This window comes from Ferroplasma sp. Type II (assembly GCF_000496155.1).
Map to the genome: position 1 here is coordinate 16,403 of NZ_KI542686.1, position 18,114 is coordinate 34,516.

General features: G+C 38.7%; 14 protein-coding genes and 1 tRNA gene. 6 read left to right on the forward strand and 9 right to left on the reverse strand.

All coding sequences use genetic code 11. From position 1 onward, the window contains the following. Positions 1 to 34: 34 nt before the first annotated feature. Both AMDU4_RS01555 and AMDU4_RS01560 read left to right on the forward strand, forming a co-directional pair. The gene (locus tag AMDU4_RS01555; protein WP_021786241.1) at positions 35 to 991 is read left to right on the forward strand and encodes an alpha/beta hydrolase-fold protein; all 957 of its coding nucleotides are present in this window, start codon (positions 35 to 37) and stop codon (positions 989 to 991) included. 111 nt (positions 992 to 1,102) lie between these two features. Beyond that, positions 1,103 to 2,020 (forward strand): hypothetical protein, encoded by a 918-nt coding sequence (locus AMDU4_RS01560; protein ID WP_290703885.1) that lies wholly within the window; start codon positions 1,103 to 1,105, stop codon positions 2,018 to 2,020. Between the two features lie 363 nt (positions 2,021 to 2,383). Here AMDU4_RS01560 and AMDU4_RS01565 read toward each other — a convergent pair whose 3' ends face one another. Further along, positions 2,384 to 2,896 carry a PadR family transcriptional regulator gene (locus AMDU4_RS01565; RefSeq protein ID WP_021786244.1) on the reverse strand — a complete coding sequence of 171 codons (513 nt, stop codon included), beginning with the start codon at positions 2,894 to 2,896 and terminating at the stop codon, positions 2,384 to 2,386. Between the two features lie 123 nt (positions 2,897 to 3,019). Here AMDU4_RS01565 and hemL point away from each other — a divergent pair, with 123 nt between their 5' ends. The 3 genes from hemL to AMDU4_RS01580 are packed head-to-tail and all read left to right on the forward strand — an operon-like array spanning position 3,020 to position 5,821. Next, positions 3,020 to 4,282, forward strand: coding sequence for a glutamate-1-semialdehyde 2,1-aminomutase (gene hemL / locus AMDU4_RS01570; RefSeq protein ID WP_021786245.1), 1,263 nt, complete (start codon positions 3,020 to 3,022; stop codon positions 4,280 to 4,282). Next, positions 4,273 to 5,130 (forward strand): hydroxymethylbilane synthase, encoded by an 858-nt coding sequence (hemC, locus tag AMDU4_RS01575; protein ID WP_021786246.1) that lies wholly within the window; start codon positions 4,273 to 4,275, stop codon positions 5,128 to 5,130. Before hemL ends, hemC begins: the two co-directional genes overlap by 10 nt. Beyond that, the gene (locus tag AMDU4_RS01580) at positions 5,117 to 5,821 is read left to right on the forward strand and encodes a uroporphyrinogen-III synthase (RefSeq protein ID WP_021786247.1); all 705 of its coding nucleotides are present in this window, start codon (positions 5,117 to 5,119) and stop codon (positions 5,819 to 5,821) included. The genes hemC and AMDU4_RS01580 overlap by 14 nt, the downstream gene beginning before the upstream one ends. Here AMDU4_RS01580 and AMDU4_RS01585 read toward each other — a convergent pair. From AMDU4_RS01585 to eif1A, 4 genes are all read right to left on the reverse strand, one after another. Next, a tRNA-Met gene (locus AMDU4_RS01585) sits at positions 5,819 to 5,893 on the reverse strand. The genes AMDU4_RS01580 and AMDU4_RS01585 overlap by 3 nt on opposite strands. A 42-nt stretch (positions 5,894 to 5,935) precedes the next feature. After that, positions 5,936 to 6,493 (reverse strand): KH domain-containing protein, encoded by a 558-nt coding sequence (locus AMDU4_RS01590; protein WP_021786248.1) that lies wholly within the window; start codon positions 6,491 to 6,493, stop codon positions 5,936 to 5,938. After that, on the reverse strand, positions 6,486 to 7,250 hold the full coding sequence (locus AMDU4_RS01595; protein ID WP_290703888.1) for a serine protein kinase RIO: 765 nt from the start codon (positions 7,248 to 7,250) through the stop codon (positions 6,486 to 6,488). Before AMDU4_RS01595 ends, AMDU4_RS01590 begins: the two co-directional genes overlap by 8 nt. Further along, complete coding sequence (eif1A, locus tag AMDU4_RS01600) at positions 7,240 to 7,572, reverse strand: translation initiation factor eIF-1A (RefSeq protein ID WP_021786250.1); 333 nt, start codon at positions 7,570 to 7,572, stop codon at positions 7,240 to 7,242. The genes AMDU4_RS01595 and eif1A overlap by 11 nt, the downstream gene beginning before the upstream one ends. Positions 7,573 to 7,746: 174 nt before the next feature. Between eif1A and AMDU4_RS01605 the strand changes: the two genes are divergently transcribed. Next, positions 7,747 to 9,492, forward strand: coding sequence for an APC family permease (locus AMDU4_RS01605; protein WP_021786251.1), 1,746 nt, complete (start codon positions 7,747 to 7,749; stop codon positions 9,490 to 9,492). A gap of 419 nt (positions 9,493 to 9,911) precedes the next feature. Here the strand turns inward: AMDU4_RS01605 and AMDU4_RS01610 are convergent, their stop codons facing one another. The 4 genes from AMDU4_RS01610 to AMDU4_RS01625 are packed head-to-tail and all read right to left on the reverse strand — an operon-like array spanning position 9,912 to position 18,114. After that, positions 9,912 to 10,343 carry a NusA-like transcription termination signal-binding factor gene (locus AMDU4_RS01610; protein ID WP_021786252.1) on the reverse strand — a complete coding sequence of 144 codons (432 nt, stop codon included), beginning with the start codon at positions 10,341 to 10,343 and terminating at the stop codon, positions 9,912 to 9,914. Positions 10,344 to 10,352: 9 nt separating this feature from the next. Further along, positions 10,353 to 11,870 carry a DNA-directed RNA polymerase subunit A'' gene (gene rpoA2, locus AMDU4_RS01615; RefSeq protein ID WP_021786253.1) on the reverse strand — a complete coding sequence of 506 codons (1,518 nt, stop codon included), beginning with the start codon at positions 11,868 to 11,870 and terminating at the stop codon, positions 10,353 to 10,355. Beyond that, positions 11,867 to 14,530 (reverse strand): DNA-directed RNA polymerase subunit A', encoded by a 2,664-nt coding sequence (gene rpoA1, locus AMDU4_RS01620; RefSeq protein WP_021786254.1) that lies wholly within the window; start codon positions 14,528 to 14,530, stop codon positions 11,867 to 11,869. Before rpoA1 ends, rpoA2 begins: the two co-directional genes overlap by 4 nt. Further along, positions 14,527 to 18,114 carry a DNA-directed RNA polymerase subunit B gene (locus AMDU4_RS01625; RefSeq protein ID WP_021786255.1) on the reverse strand — a complete coding sequence of 1,196 codons (3,588 nt, stop codon included), beginning with the start codon at positions 18,112 to 18,114 and terminating at the stop codon, positions 14,527 to 14,529. The genes rpoA1 and AMDU4_RS01625 overlap by 4 nt, the downstream gene beginning before the upstream one ends.

Consider the following 18,114-nt stretch of genomic DNA (forward strand, 5'->3'; position numbering starts at 1 on the left):
ATTAAACATAAGTATTTTCCTGCAATAATCCACCATGTCCTTAAAGGCTGAATTGGTAGAAATTAAAAGCAAAGTTTTGAAAAATAATGCACTTGGAGATCCTGAAGAACGTAAAATACTGGTTTTCCATCCAGAGGAACTTGTACCCGGATCGCCTCTTCTGATAGAACTGGCTGGTCTGAATGGAACTCCAAAACTGAATAACAGATTCTCTCAGGTATTGAACAAACTATACAGAAAAAACCTGCTGGGAAGTTCAGTGATTATAAATCCTGATTTTTCTACAAAATTCCATGTGAATCAATACATGAATTCTCCTTCAGTGGGAAACTATGAAGATTTCATAATCAAAGAAATTATACCCTTTATCTCAGAAAAATTCAGGACTGGAAAAACCGCACTTTTCGGAAAATCATCTGGCGGATTTGGATCCTATACACTTGCAGCAAAAAATCCCGGCATCATAAGTGGTTTCGCCAACCATTTTGGCGACAGTGGATTCGAATATGTTTACATTCCCGATATGCCTGTTGCGTACAGGGAACTGCATAATATGGAAATAAAAGATTACATTAGGGAGAAATCCATGAAAGATAATCTTAATGATGCCGAAATAAAGACACTAAACATAATTGGAATGTCAGCTTTCTACTCATATAATGCTTCTATGGAATCAGGAATGGATCTGCCATTTGATAAGGATACCGGCATCTTCCGTGATGATATATGGAACAAATGGTCTATTCATGACCCGATAAACAATATAGAATCATATGCTGACAGCCTGAAAAAACTCGAGGCAATTTATCTTGATGTTGGCCTAAAAGACGAATACAACCTTTATATGGGCATGAGGGGACTGCACAGGAAAATGGAAAATTGCAACATAAATCACACATACAAGGAATTCAACGGAGGCCATTTTTATAATACACCACGTTATGAGGAATCACTTCCTTTCCTTGCAGAAAAATTGAATGAAAATAAATAATATTATTGAAAAATCCGTTTTTTGCAGATTTTAATTTTAGGGCAATTTGTTAATAAACTATTTATTACTATTAGTATCGATATATATATATATTCATACGTTTATATCATTATGAAGAGAAAGAAGGTAATAATAGGTGTGTTAATGGCAGCAATATTTGTAATGATGGCTTTTGTTCCAGTGGTTCACAGTAATTCTTCTCTGAAAAGCAATTCTGATGTTGTTCATTCTTCTCCATATATTAAAGACAATGGAAATAGATCTAGAAACATACTCAAGTTAAAGTCATATAAGATAACAAATAATGTTCCTGGTAATTATATGAAGTATAATTTAACATTTATGGCACCAAATAATATAGCAAAATCAGGTAATATAATAACTATAGAAAACAAATATGGGAAAGTTAATGTTTATTCCAATTTAAATTACGTGAATTTAAGCATAATTCTGTACACTGGTCATAATGATAAAATATCAAAGGTTAATGGAGTTACAAATGTTCCAGATGTAAACAATGGGTATGATTATTGCTCAAATGCATATTATAAATATCCTAACGGGCATACAGCCAGATTAGAGGTAACAAAGATTGAAGTAAGCAGTTTGAGTTTATATACTGTACCAGAAATAATAGCGGTCTTCGGGGAAGTTGTTGTAACAGAAAGTGGAATGTTAATCCGATCTGTTTCATCTCTTGGTGATGTGCTATCCTCACTGTTAGAAGTTTTAATTCCAACACTTGCCGCAGATTATGCATTGTTATATGCTGATGCGGAAGCACAACACGAGCCTACAATATATCTGGATTTAGGGGCTTCTTGGGGAACTAAATGGTATAATTTCTACCAAATAGGTGCCTATGGAGAAGAGGGATTATTCACCGGGCAATTCAATTCCAATAATGGTTACTATATGCCTGTATCTATTGCTGGTGGTCATTGTTACAGCCCCACTTCTGCAAAATTTTATGAAGAATATGGTTCTCATGAAAGTGTATGGAATCCCTATCAGGAACCACCATGGTGATATTACGGATGTTTTAAACTACGCATATAATTATTTTTTAGTTAATTTGCCTCTATTCTGGTTTGCAAGCATATTTGCAACCATATTTGAAATGGTTCTAATTGAGGTAAAAAAAATTGTCAAACCAATTCAATTTATATCCATATTCTTTATATTTTCCATTTTTACATATCTCTATTTTTTCCCATCTTTTCTATTCTTCATTTTTTTTGTGCCTGTAGCTATATATAATGCAGGTATACTCTATCCTATAATTAAAGCCCTCAGAAAGAAAAAAATAAAATTGAAAATATAAGTGTTGTTCTATGACTTTGCCAGCAACATTACATTTCAAATGATATTCTTGGTATTTCAATAACAAAATTATTTAAAAATTTCTAGTTGTTTATAAATGCCCTTAATCCGGTTCAGGTCATTTTCAGTTAATTTACCCGAATTGTCAAGGATATACTGTGTATAATTGTCCATTTTTTCCAGAATGGATTCTATACTGTTTTCGTTCTCCTGGTTATGATTCCAGGGGAAAATAGTTTCTTTCATTATTTCCTTTCCCTTTTCAGTTGCTTTATAGTACTTTTTATTATCCCTTTCGTTCATTTCCAGATAGCCATCTTCATACAACTTTTTCAATGCGGGGTATATAACTCCCGGTGACGGCAACCATCTACCACCTGTTCTCTGATCCACCCTGGCCATTACGTCCGCTCCTGTTACTTCCTCATCGGAGGTCATATTGAGTATCAGATACTTTAATCCGAAACCGCGCATTCCATGTCCATGCATATGTTCTCCAAATCCTCTGCCATGGCAATTATTCCCACTATCCATCCTGTTATGTCTATTTTCTCCCATTTCGTTAAACCTTTTTCCATACATATGTGTATCACCAGATATCTATTATAGATATCTAAATTAGATATCGTTTATCGATATATAAACCTATTCCTTTCCAATTTAATCCGGCATAAAAGAATAAATCCTTAAAAAGAATCTAGAATAATGAGATCAACAAAATTATTTAAAGAGGCACAGGAACTATTCCCCATGGGCGTCAATTCACCAGTTAGGTATTATTCACCAGAACCTGTTATGTTCCAGCAGGCACATGGTTCAAAGGCCATAGACGTTAATGGAAAGGAGTACATAGATTATTCTCTGGGTTTTGGCCCAATGATACTTGGGCATGCTGATCCAGTTGTTTCCAATTATATCAAATCCCAGGTGGATAAGGGCATTTTGTTCGGTTCTATAAGTGAGAACGAAATAAGGCTTGGAACAATTATCAAAAATGCTGTAGGTTCCATAGAAAAACTGAGATTCACAAATTCCGGAACTGAAGCCACAATGCATGCCATCAGGCTGGCAAGAGGTTTCACAGGGAAAAAGTATATTGTTAAAATGGAGGGCGGATACCATGGCGCACATGATTATGCACTGATAAAATCGGGCAGTGGCACAATGACATTTGGAGTTCCATCATCAGCAGGCATCCCTGATGATGTTTCAAAAACCGTACTTGTGGGGCAATACAATAATATTGAAAGCATAGAAAAAATATTTAGTGAACATGGAGACGATATTGCGGCAATTATAACCGAACCTGTACTTGGCAATATGGGTGTTATCAATCCTGAGAAGGATTTTCTTAAGTCACTCAGGGAAATAACGGAAAAATATTCATCTCTGCTCATATTTGATGAAGTGATAACTGGATTTAGATTTGGGTTTAAGGGATACCAGGATATTGTAGGCATAAAGCCGGACCTTACAACAATGGGTAAAATCATAGGAGGTGGGGCTCCTGTCGGCATGTTTGGTGGCAGGGGCGACATAATGGATCATATAGCCCCAATGGGCAATGTATACGAGGCTGGCACATTTTCTGGAAATCCTTTAACAATGGCAGCGGGAATGGCTACCATGGAGCAGTTGAAGGGAAAAGATTACTCACTGGTAGACAACTACGCAGGCAGACTGGAAAAGGAGCTGAACTCACTTATATCCGAATACCATATTGATGCAACTATAAACAGGTGCCATTCCATGTTCCAGCTATTTTTCAATATGGGAAAGGTTACAGATTATAATACAGCTATCGCCTCAGATGCAGGAAAATTCACCAAAATGTTCCATATGCTGCTTGATAAGGGTATTTTTTTCCCTCCAAGCCAGTTTGAAACTGAATTTGTGAGCTTTGCCCATTCCGAAGGGGATTTGGAAAAGACCGTGAATGCATTTTCATCGGTGTTGAAATGCCTGTAACAATTGGAACAAGAAATAGCAAACTTGCACTCATACAGGCAAACAGTGTGAAAGATGCCCTTGAATCCAGAGGTTATGAGGTTCAGATAAAAAGCTTCACTTCTTCTGGAGATTCCAACAGAAATGTCCCACTGTACAGAATGAGTTCTACAGGTGTGTTTGTGGATGAATTAAATGAAATGATACTGAAAGGTGAAATTGACCTTGCAGTCCACAGTGCAAAGGATATTCCAACACGGATCCAGGATGGGCTTGAAATAACATCAGTTATCAAACGGGATGATTACCGGGATGTGCTGATTTCAGAAACATCTCTGGAGGATATGGGAGAAGGATCGGTTATAGGCACCTCAAGCATGCGCAGGATAAGGCAGGTAAAAACGGCCAATCCAAAAATTAATGTTTCCGATATACGGGGAAATATTGATACAAGGATATCAAAATATATGGGGAAAAAATATAATGGCATAATAATTGCAATGGCTGCCTATAATAGGATGTCACTGGATACTGGCCATTTCATCCTGTCCGAGGATCAGTTTCTTCCCGCTCCAAACCAGGGAATAATTGCCATAGTTGGAAAGAAATCTTCTGAGCAGGCTTATGCCTCAAGAGAGATAAATCATAGTGAAACCTTTAGGGATATGCAAAATGAACGTTTCATTGCAGGATCACTTAATCTTGGATGTTCAATGCCCGTCGGAATCCTCTCCAGTAATGGAAAAATAAAAACAAGATTTTATTCACTGAAATCAAATACATATAAGGATATGGAATTCTTCCACGATAATATGGAGTCAGTTATTGATAAAATTAGGCAGGAGATAGGGGACTATGGATACTTCTAAATTTATTATAACTACAAGGCCAGAAATTAAGTTTAAACCGGTAGAGACAGAGTGCATAGATGTGTTGAACATACCATTGACCGAAATCCGGCTAAGCGATTTTGATAAAAAAATTGCAGATGAAATAGCCGGAGAGAGGCCTAATGTGATAGTTTTAACCAGCTCTGTTGGAGCCTCAGAATTCTTTAAACATTACTATAAGTATACAGAAAATCCATATTTCATAGCCATTGGAGAAAAAACGGCTGAGATAATAGGAAAATACACAGGCAACATTGAAGTCCCAACCAGCAAGAATTCATACGGTGTTCTAGAAATTCTGTCAGAACATAGGCATGGAAATATAGCATTGTTCAGAAGCAATGAATCAAATAATATCATCAGGGATTCCTTATCCAGAAGAGGCATAAAATACCATGAGTATTATATATACAATGTAATAAAACTTAAAAATACCGGGTTAAAAACAAACTTCCTTTCTGAAAAGTGTATTGGAATTTTTATAACATCTTCAATGGAGGCAAAGGCATTTAAGGATTATGCTGGTATTTCAAATGATAATAAAAAAATTTATTCCATAGGAAAAACAACAACAGAAACACTGGAATCTATGGGATACAGAGTATGTGCCACTGGAAAATCAGATTTTGAATCCATGATTAAATATATAGATAAAATAAATTGCCAGTAGCGGGGAATGGATTTGAACCATTGGTCTACGGGTTATGAGCCCGTCGGGATCTCCTGACTACCCTACCCCGCTATAAATATGTATTGCAAGAAGGAATATAAACTTTAACGATTTTTAGTTTCCACCAAAGCTTTCTTCCATCTTCCTGAACTTTAATTCTCCAACATTTTTTTCAAGATATGAATAGACAGTTTTATGTTTTCTCCCCTGTAAAATCATGTTTACTGCCTCCCTTGCATACTGAATAGAAATGAAATCCCCGATAATTGAAACTGTATTTCCACTTATAGAAATATATGTCCCGGTCAATTCCTCTATTATTTCCCTTGTGTGTCCTTCCTTTCCTATTAATCTCCCACGTATTTCCTTAATTCTCTTGGCGTCCTTGTTGACAAATTCCTTTATTGATATCACTATTAGCTGTACACTGTCATCAAATAGGAGCATAGCCTTTTCGGGATTAAATCCTCTTGCAATTGCCTGAACGGCATTCATAGCCATCAGAGCCTTTAAAGGATCGTTTTTCTGAAATATGGTAACCGTTGCATTTTCAGAGTCTATATCCAGTCTAACTTTCCCCTCTTCCTCTATTCTTGCCTTTACTGTTCCTTCTTTTCCTATAATTACCCCCATTCTTGCAAAGGGGATTTTGATGTTTCCTATTTCAAGCATCTATACCACCTTTAACATAATTATACAGTTCAGCAGCGTTGCACTCAATGCCCTTTTTAAGGAAAAATGTTGATATATTTTTTATATCTCTTTTCAGGAATTCTTCTGCCATGGGATGTTTTGTTGATACTGACTGTCCAACGTCTATTATGTACGGATCCTTTCTGTAGTATAATATATTGTATTCGCTGAGATCTGCATGCACTATATTGGCTCTATTGTACATAGTCCATATTGCTTTCCTTAACTTAAGATAAATCTCATTGAAGCCTGCCTGCAGGTCTTTTATCTGTGGAGCCGGACCCCTGGAAGTCCCAAGATAGGACATAAGAAGAATGTTTTTGTAGAAACCATAGGGCTTCGGGGCATGAACTCCGGAATTTCTGATACTTTCAAGATTGGTATACTCTTTCTGTGCCCATACATAAACAACATTTGACCTGTTTATCTTTTCTTTGTCAAATCTATAATCTCCCTTGATATATTCCATAGTATTGGAAAATTTTAATGTGGACATTTTATAAATTTTCAGTGCCCTGGTGCTTTTATCTCTCAATTTTACATTGAATATCAAGGATTCTTTCCCACTGGATATGGGGAAATCTATATAATCTATGTCATATTTTTTAATAACTTCATAAATTGCGTTTAATGTCCTTTTGTCAAAAACAAGGCCATAGGTTTTCCTGTCAAGATTAAGCCTGTTTGAAAATTCATCTGATTCAATCAGCTGTTTCAGTGCACTTTTATCGTTCATTGAATACATCTATGATTTCAGGCAACATTCTGTTTCTACTGAGGTATAATGCCTGTGTTCTGGTATATCTGTAAACTATGTCTCCCTTTTCATCCTGGAAATCCCATGGTTTCACTATAACAAGGTCGCCTTCCCTTATCCACATCCTCTTTTTCATTTTGCCTGGTATCCTGCAATTTCTTGTTGACCCGTCTTCACACATAACTGTAAGGCGTGATGCACCGGATAATTTTTCAACTATTCCGTATATTTCTCCCTTTCTTTTATTGGGTGTAATAACCCTCGTAATATTTTCTCCAGTATCTCCTGCTTTATGTTCCATATTTATATTACATAATCATATGCAGGGATATAAATATAATCAATTGCTAAACAAGGATAAAACAATTCCACAGGAACACAATAGCGGAAATATTTCAATAAAATTCATACTCTTCTGTATATATATCGGATATTTATTAGGAAAAATTTAAATACATCTGCTAAATATTCACATATGGCTGATTTTGAATCAACAAAAGATGTTATATCCAATAGTAAAAGCCAGGATAAGAAATTAAAGAAAGCTTTAAATACATGGGATCTTTATTTTCTTAGCCTTGGTGGTATAATCGGATCAGGATGGCTTTTTTCCGCTGCTGCTGCAGCTAGCACCACAGGGCCTGCTTCCATAATCTCATGGATTATTGGTGGAGTACTTGTATTGTTTATAGCTCTTGTGTACGCGGAATTGGGTGGAATGATACCGAGAAGCGGTGCAATTAGTAGATATGGGCATTATTCCCACGGTGGAGTAGCCGGCCTATTCTTTGGATGGACATATTTTCTGTCTGCAGTCTCAGTACCGGCAATAGAAGCTGAAGCAGTTATTACCTATGCAAGTTCATATGTTACGGGTCTTTCATACAGTGCTCCTAACCCCATTAACCCGGCGGCCACTGTTGCTGTTTTGACCGGACTTGGTATAGTTCTTGCAGGAATATTAATAGTAGCTTTCTTTGCATTAAACTATGCTGGAGTCAGAATAATGGGCAAAACCAATACAGGAATGACATGGTGGAAGCTTATAATTCCATCTTTAACAATAGTAATGCTTGCGTTTTTGGTTTTCCACAGTTCGAACTTTACATCCCCCGCATTAGGAGGATTCCTGCCTAGCCACAACTCGGCAACAATATTCGAGGCTGTATCAACAGATGGTATAGTATTCTCGTTCCTTGGATTCAGGCAGGCTCTTGATTATGGTGGTGAGGCCAAAACACCTCAAAGGTCAATACCAAGGGCAACGATTTTCTCAGTTCTGACCGGTATAGTTGTATATATTTTGCTCCAGGTAGTGTTTATTGGAGCAATAAACCCGACTAAACTGGCATCCGCAGGAGGATGGCTTGGGCTTGCATCAAGTTCCTCATCATACGCTTCTGGAGTTATCGCTGCCCCATTTGCATTCCTTGCAAAGACATCTGGAATATTCGCTTTAGTTGTACTTACCTATATATTATATGCAGATGCCTACGTATCGCCAGCCGGTACCCTTAATGTCTATGCGGGAACATCCACAAGAACACTGTTCGGGCTTGCTGAAATAGGATATTTCCCAAAAGCACTCTCCCGTGTCAGTAAAAAAACAAGGGTTCCTGTCCTACCAATCATACTATCAGTTATAATAGGTTTAATATTCCTCGCTCCGTTCCCGAGCTGGTATGCCCTGGTAGGTCTTATAACCGGGGCCACAGCATTTACCTATATTGTTGGCGGATCGGCATTGATGGTATTCAGGAAGGAAGCAGAGTCACTTAAAAGGCCGTTTAAACTTCCATTTGCAACCATACTGGCACCCATAGCCTTTATCGGTGCGACTCTTATAGTATACTGGTCCGGATGGCCTACCATACCATATCTTGCAATAGGGATATTCTTTGGTATCGTCGTCTACCTCGTAATACTGGCATCCCATAAGGTCGAGAACGTATTTACGAAGGATAATATAAAAGCCGGATGGTGGGTGCCTGCATATATACTGGTCTTGACACTGTTATCATACCTTGGCGAGGGAGATTATGGAGGAACAAACACTCTTCCATATCCCTATGATTTCGTAGTTGTAATAATAGTGGCAATAATATTCTATTTAATATCCATAAAATCCGGATACAGAACCGATGAAATAAAGGATATAATAGATTCAGGAACCCAGTATATTGAGGAAGAAGATATCGCTGCAATGGCTGGACAGAAATAAATAATTTTTTTAATTTTATCTATAATTTTATTTTCATTATGTTTAATTTTTGTAAGAACTTACGATCAAGCAGTATTCATCTCCTTTCAACAAAATCCATGTATTTTTTGGTGATATGCCATTCACCGATTTCTCCTGGAATGGAAAGTTCCATTGATAATATATAGTGGAGGATTCATAATAACCCGAAAATACCATCTTTCAATTTATTGACTCTTTATTGAAAAAGGCGCATCCGTCTGTGTTGGTGGAAACGTCCCAAGTTAGAGTTCTCTAATAAACCTAGGTTTTTAGAAATCGCCAGTGATAGTTCTGATATGGGCATAGCCATACATATTCCAGAACGGATAGTTATAATTTTCAGGTGGATATACGATATAACATAAAATTAAAATTTTAAAGAATGAAGAAAAATAAAATTATCTCTGTTTTATTATAACATTTTTTATTTTGAAATATCTGGAAATAGCATCCCTCATCAATTTTATATTTCTACTGTCTTTTCCTATGGCCTTGCCTATGTTTTCTGAGGCTATTCCCACAAATATATTCGTTATATTATCTTTCCATATAAGATTTATTTCATTCACACCATATCTATAAAAAAGGTTCCTGGTAAAGGTAAGAAGATCTGGAGAAAATTCTGCCATTACTATTCTTTTGTTTATCTTTGCCTTCAAATCGGCAATAATATTTTCATGTTTTTTGAAAATCTCTGCCAGCTTGTGTTCACCAACAACGAAGAGAACCATCTCTTCATTTTCAAGGCATTCGTAAACATTAGTTCTTGTATAGCTCTCAAATAATTTAATAAATCCTATTGTCTGGTTATCCAGTGTTATTTCATTCATGGTATCCCTTTATTTTTTATTCCCCTTATAGACAAGGTCTATGGCACCTGTTCCCAATGTTATAGGCTGCCCCACTATAATATTCTCAGCCACTCCCGCTAATGGATCTATTTCCCCGAGCAACCCGGCTTTCAGCAGGTGCTTGGATGTAATTTCGAAAGCTGCCCTTGCCAGAACACTGCTTTTACGTCCCGAAATACCCTGCCTACCCACAGCTCTTACTGTACCTGAGAAGGTCATCATATCGGCAACCAGCATTAAATGCCTTTTATCAACATTTAACCCCTGCTCACTGAGGGTGTTCTCTGCCTCACGGTATATTGCATTTCTGGCTGCCTCTATACCAAAAACATTTTCTATTTCTATTATATCGTTTGTTGTTGTCCTGTTTGAATCAACGCCCTCTATATTCAGGACTTCCCTAAGATTTGACCCCTGGGTATAAATAACCCATGCATCCTCTTTTGCATCTATCCTTGCTATAGCCCTGCTTATCTTGTTTACACCCTTTATAGGTGTTGATTTAAGTTGTTCCTGGACCTGATATAGCATCTTGAATGATTCCTGCTGAAGTTTTATGGAAATACTGTCCTCATCGATCTCATTGTATATTATTCCTTTTCTTTTTTCAAGCGCACTGAGTATATCACCCATTGAAACAAGCCTCTCCCGGCTCTTGTTCCTGTCTATTTTAATGGTTAAGCTCATATCGCCTACATCGGTAATTATATCCGCCACGTCAATAATCGTTGTGTTTTCTAGATTTTTGATCAATTCCCTTACCTTTTCCTCATTTTTCCTGTATTTTTCTGTGAGGTATATGGTCATGGAAGGAGTGCTTGGTATTCTCCGGGCATCAACAATTTCTATAAGCCTCGGAAGTCCCAGCGTAACATTCATCTCCACCACTCCTGCAAAGTGGAAAGTTCTCATTGTCATCTGCGTACCAGGCTCACCTATACTCTGTGCTGCTATTATGCCAACAGCCTCAAATGGATCTATTTCCCTTTTCTTCAGTTCCAGATCAACCCTTTTAAGAAGCTTTTCATATTTGTTGTAAGGTAAGCTTTTCTTGTACTTCACAAGTTTATTAACCAGTGAAACAGGAATGTCATATCCTTTGGATTCTGCGTCCTCCAGGACTTCTTTTGCCTCTGGAGAAAGGGAGAATGCCTCTTTTTCCCTGTAATCAACCTGATATTTCTCTCCCATGGCAAATGACGTTAATTCTTTGAACCCTTCTTCCATGTCAAACTCGCTTATTGGAATCCTGTTAATTTTTCTTATGCTACTGATCTTAAGTATGGCTTTAAGTCCAGTTTTTCTTTTAAAAATAAGGTCATCCATGGGCTCATATTTCAAAATTTCAGATATTTTTACCTCATAATCAACATTCTGCTTATCCGTGGAAATGTACGCAGTATCAATTTTGTCGGCAGGCATGTAGTCTATGGCATAGGCGCATGGAACACTTTTACTTATCAGTTCAACATTTTTCTTTGTATCTCTCCATATCAACGAAATCATTGTTCATCACCAAATTCGTCGTATGCAGCATAATCCACATCCACTGTCTGGCCCTCATCGCTTCTTGTGGGGTCTATTCCATCTTCTCCATATTTAAATTGGACAACGGACCCAATAGTGTCCTCAACTCTTCTCTTATCATCAACCTTAAGGTCTTCAAAGGCGTTTATAAGCCTTCTCTGCATATATCCGCTTCTAGAGGTTCTTACTGCTATATCAACCAGTCCCTCTCTGCCTCCTATACTGTGGAAGAAATATTCTGTGGGGTTTAGCCCTGCTCTGTATGAAGATTTGATAAATCCTCTTGCATATGCTCCAAGGTCATTCTCCTTGAAATGTGAAAGTGTTCTGTTTGCATATCCCCTGTTGAGCCTTCCGCCCCTAACGGACTGCTGACCTACCATTCCAGCGACCTCAGCAATATTAAGCATTTTTGCCCTGGCACCTGACCTTGCCATAATAACGGAAGGATCGTTCAGCCCAAGATACTGGGATGCAATTTTACCTGATTCATCCCTGACACCACCTGTGGCGCTCAATATCTCAACCTCAAGCGTATCTTCAACCGATCTCCCTGGCAATGGCTGTAGTTGGCCTGACCTGAATGCATTTACCAGTTTTTCTATTTTCTCAAGGGTTTCATTTGATATTTCCTGGATTCTCGATATGGCATCCTTGGGTATGTCATAATCTTTGATGCCTGTAGAGAACCCCCTGTGGCTCAAAAATCCTACTGCCAATCTGGTTACGTTGTCTATGAATTTTGCAGCTGCCTGTGGACCTATCTTCCTGAATATCTTGTCAACTATAACTCCGGAGAATGGACCTACTGCCTCATCGTCAATTGTTCCATGGACAAGTTTCCCATTGGTTATTACAACATAAGTATCTGCCGGGTCATTCTCATATTCGCATTTGTCCTTGGCTCCAGCACAGAGATGGCTCTTGAATTTAATATTAAGGCCTTCTGGCAATACAAGGGAAAAAATATCCCTTCCATGGTAATACTTCTTTCCATTCTTTATTACTGGTTCCGGGAGTTTTTCAAATTCTATGTATGATGTTGTATGCAATGTGTCGTCCTCACTGATCAGTGGATTGTTATGTGTTAGCAGGAAAAGTGCAGTAATATGGTCATGAATAGCTCCTATAATGGGCCCACCAAATCTGGGGGACATTATCTGTTCCTGTACCTTCATTATTATCCTGGCCTCGGCCCTGGATTCCTCGCTCTGTATAACATGTAAATTCATTTCATCCCCATCAAAATCAGCATTATAGGGAGTGCAATCAGCCAGATTAAATCTGAACGTCATACCAGGAAGTACCCTGACTGAATGTGCCATCATTGACATTCTATGAAGAGAAGGCTGCCTGTTAAATAGAACAATATCTCCCTCAGTCATCTGGCGCTCTACTGTCCATCCTATATCAACACGTTCGCTGTTTATCTCGGCATTCTGGTCTGTAAGTTTTATCCTCCTTCCGTCTGGTCTTATAAGATAGTTTATGCCAGCCAGATATTTACCGTCAGGTGTCCGGGGCATTGTTCCCCTTTTTATCCACTCCTTCATTTTCTCTATATTAAAGGAATTTATGAGTACCGGTACAGTAAGTTCTCTAGCCGCTATTTCCGGTATGCCAACCTCGTTCATGGAAAGGAACGGTTCTGGGGAAATAACACTCCTGGAGGAGAAATTTACCCTTTTACCGGACAGGTTTGCCCTGAATCTTCCCTCTTTACCCTTAAGCCTCTGAACGAGTGTTTTTAATGCACGGCCGGATCTGTGCCTTGCAGGTGGTATTCCAGCGGTCTGATTATCAAAATACGTTGTTATATGGTACTGAAGAAGATCCCATAAATCCTCTATGATTAACTGGGGTGACCCGTTATCTCTGCTCTCTCTCAGTCTCTGTGAGATCCTTATTATATCTACAAGCTTGTGTGTCAGGTCGTCCTCGCTTCTCTCTCCTGTTTCAAGGGTTATTGAAGGCCTGACATCAATGGGTGGAACAGGAAGTACTGTAAGTATCATCCATTCTGGTCTTGCGGATCCCTTATTTATTCCGAAAAATAGCAGGTCATCATCCTGTATCCTCTCCAGTCTTTCCCTGATTTCCTTTGGAGTTATTTTTATACCTCCTTCACGGAAAGTTGTGGGTTTGTCCAGGATAACCTTTGGGCTTTCTGCACTGCAGTGAGGGCATATGTTTCTCTGAACTGCAATCTCAACGATTTTTTTCAATGTCATATCGATGATTTCCGGATCCATTGTCTCAAAATCTATTGCACTAACCTGTGTACGATAATTGTTAATTTCCTCATCCGTTAATTTTATCCGCCCGCATTCTTTACAGGAAGCGTCCAGCATGCTCTTTATTTCCTTTATGAAACCTATGTGGACGACTGGCATTGCAAGTTCTATATGGCCAAAATGTCCAGGGCATTCATCAACTTTGCCTCCACATGTAGCACATTTAAGTCCCGGTTCAATTACCCCCATATGCAGATCCATCAAGCCTCTTTCTATGGGATAACCATCGTCATCATAGGTATCGGGCGTTATAACCCTGACCTGTGACATTTTCCTGATTTCATCAGGAGATAAAAGGGCAAATTTTATTCTTTCTATTCTTTTTGAAACATTATTAAAATTCATTTCATATCACCCAACTTTAATCTCATTACAATTCCCATAGAACTTAATTCATCTCTCATCAATTTGAATGCATAACTGGTTTCTATAGGGTATATATTTCCAGTATTGCCACAGGCGGGGCACCGCAATGTCCCTTTTCTGAAATCATATATAGCTATATGCCCACATGTTGGATTTCCGCACACATAGAGTATTGTGCCATCGCTCTGATCCAGTAAACGGTCTTTTATAACCATTGATGCACCATGGGCAATAAGGGTATCTCTTTCCATTTCTCCAAATCTGAGGCCTCCCTGCCGGGATCTTCCCTCTGTGGGCTGTCTCGTAAGTATCTGCACTGGCCCTCTGGATCTTGCATGGAACTTGCTGGCAACCATGTGGTGGAGCTTCTGGTAATATATAACACCCATGAATATATCCACTTCGAATTTTTTCCCTGTAATTCCATCATACATGACCTCATTGCCGGATTCACGGAAACCGTATTTCTTCAGCTGCTCTCTCAGGCTTCTCTCAGGTTCACCGTCAAATATTGTGGAATCTATATTCTCTCCCCTCATGGTGGATACCTTTGCCCCCATCATTTCGAGGACGTGTCCCAGTGTCATCCTTGATGGAACTGAATGTGGATTGAAAAGCAGGTCCGGTATAATTCCATCCTCATTAAATGGCATGTCCTCCTGAGGCGCCACATGTCCTATGACTCCCTTCTGCCCGTGCCTTGAGGCAAATTTATCTCCGGGTTGCGGTATCCTGTCGCTTCTTACCTTAACCTTAATTATTCTGCTGTTGCTTTCTGAAACAGTAAGGAAGACATTATCCACATAACCGGATTCTGTAGGCCTTACGGTAACAGAGGACTCTCTCCTTCTAAGAGGACCCAGTTTGTCAGCATTTTCTTCTTCCAGAAATCTCGGTGGTGAGGTTTTACCAACCAGTACATCAGATCCTTCAACCTTTGATTCCGGGAATATTATTCCATTTTCATCAAGGTTTTTATAATACTCTTCAGCTCTGGCACCTAAAACATCGTGGCTAGGGATTTCAAACTTGTCTTCCTGGCCTCCGGGATATCTTCTCTCCTCAGCTGTATAAGTCCTGAAAAATGAACTTCTTCCAAGTCCCCTTTCTACTGATGCCTTATTCATGATAATGGCATCCTGCATGTTGTATCCATGATATGAAACTATAGCAACTACGAAATTCTGTCCCGCCGGTTTCCTTCTGTATTTTATAAAATCCATAACCTTTGTGGTTACAAGAGGTATCTGCGGATAATGCAATAGATGCCCTCTTGTATCTGTCCTTATTCTGAAATTTGCCTGTGGAAGCCCTATGGATTGCTTCACCATTGCAGAAGCTATTGTTATTCTTGGCGATGAATTGTGTTCAGGATATGGAATAAGTGAAGCCACAACACCAAGGATCATGGAAGCATCTATTTCACAGTGTGTGTGGTCTTTTGATAACTGGTTTATACCTTTGAAATGTGAATGGCATTCATCGCATTCCAGGACAATATCATCCGATCCAGGATTTATCCATGTCACATTGTTCCTGTAAAGAACCTTTCCACAATCAGGGCAGGTATCCGGGAATTCAAAAGGGAATACGGAGATATATGTATTTTCTTCTTCCTCAGCATCAAGCCATTCTATGGCACCCTCGGAAATTAGGTCATTGATTGTATATTCACCCATTCTCAATTTTTCAAGCATTTCTTCATTCAAAACTGTTTTTCCATCATAAACAACAAATAAAGGTCTTCTGAGCCTGCCACGGTCACAATTTATTATAACCTCATTTGTATTTGAATCATATTTAACATTAACCTCATTGGAGAGTTTCCCTGATCTTCTCAGGTTTCTTATGGTGTTTGTAAGTATTGCAGGGTCATCATGATATCCGATGAAATCACCATTAAGATAAACACGCCCGGATGCCTCTTCCCTTGTGACATCGTATATGTCCATGCTTTTCAATTCTTCCATGACTATATCTGGATCTATTCCCTGGGTTACATTAATTATAAGTGAAGCATTTTTAACGAGACCGCAGTTCTGTCCTTCAGGTGTTTCATTGGGGCATATCCTCCCCCACTGTGTGGGATGAAGATCCCTTGCCTCAAAATGTGGCTGTGATCTTGTCAGTGGTGAAATAATCCTTCTAAGATGGCTGAGGGTGGACATATTTGATGTTCTATCAAGAAGCTGGGAAACGCCAGTTCTCCCGCCTATCCAGTTGCCTGTTGCCATGGAATGGAGAATTTTCTGCGTAAGCAGATCCTGCCTGACCGCAGGCCTGAGCCGTATCCCTCTTTTTTTGTTGTATGTTTTTTCCAGCTGGTATTTCAGATCCTTCATCACAGACTGGAATGCATTCCTGAAAAGCTCATCCAGAAGGTCTCCTGAAAGTTTTATCCTCTTATTTGCATAATGATCCTTGTCATCTACATGACGCATTCCAAGGTTAAGTTCAAGAAGCGATCTTGCCATCCTGCCAAGGTAAATTGCTTTCTTTAATCTGTCTGAAACCTCGTCACCAAGATGTGGCAGCAATGCTCTGTCCAGCATCTGTGTAATTTTTTTGTCTCTGAATTCCTTTGCCTGCCCTGCCGCAAATCTTTTTTCCAGGTAGGAAAGTGCATCTTCACCGTTATTTATTCCGTTAGGGGGAAATATTTTAAGACTTTTTGAATCTTCTATATTGGCATAAATCAATGGATCCATTCTGGGATCAGAATATATTGCATCGTGGACATCAACATCTTTGTCTATTCCCAGTGCTTTCATCAATATTACAAGTGGAATGGTTCCTGCTACTGTGGGAATAGAAACATTGATTATACCATCATTACCCTTTTCCATGGATATGAGTGCCCTGAATCCACTTTTCTGTGAGAAAATCTTTGCAACTTCAATTTTTGAATCATATTTTTCCTCATATTCCACAAGGATTTTGTTAGGTGCAAGGTCTTCAAGTGATACTATTACCCTTTCTGATCCACCTATAATAAAATATCCTCCCGGATCTGTTGGGTCCTCATCCACATATCTTAACTTATCCTCTCTTGTTTCATCAATTGGCCCATTATTTTTTTCTATGTACATATCAAGGTTCTGATCGGACAATGTGCATATCTTGGACCGCACCATCACAGGTATTTCCCCAATTTTTATTGTATTTGCATCCCTCTCTATTCCATCCTCAACTATACGCAAACGCAACATTATAGGAGCCATGTAGTTCAGATCCCTCAGCCTTGCTTCCTGTGGTGTTATCTGGTTTGCTGCTCCAGAGGCTTCCTTAATTTCTGGTTTATCCACCCATATTGTTGGATCTCCTGTGGCTTTTCCGTTCTGCCTTTCCCGGCCAAAATATATTTTTATTTCCTTGCCCCGGGTTTTGGAGGGATCCAGATCTATAACTCCGGGGGTTGCATCGTCAGATATCTTTGTCTCATCAACTATCTGCTGCATTATATTGTCAGGGTTGTTCTTTGAGGCATAAAAATAATTCATGGAATCAATCTGATAATTAACTACACTTTCTGATTTAAAAAACGCGTCTAAAATAGGATTCAT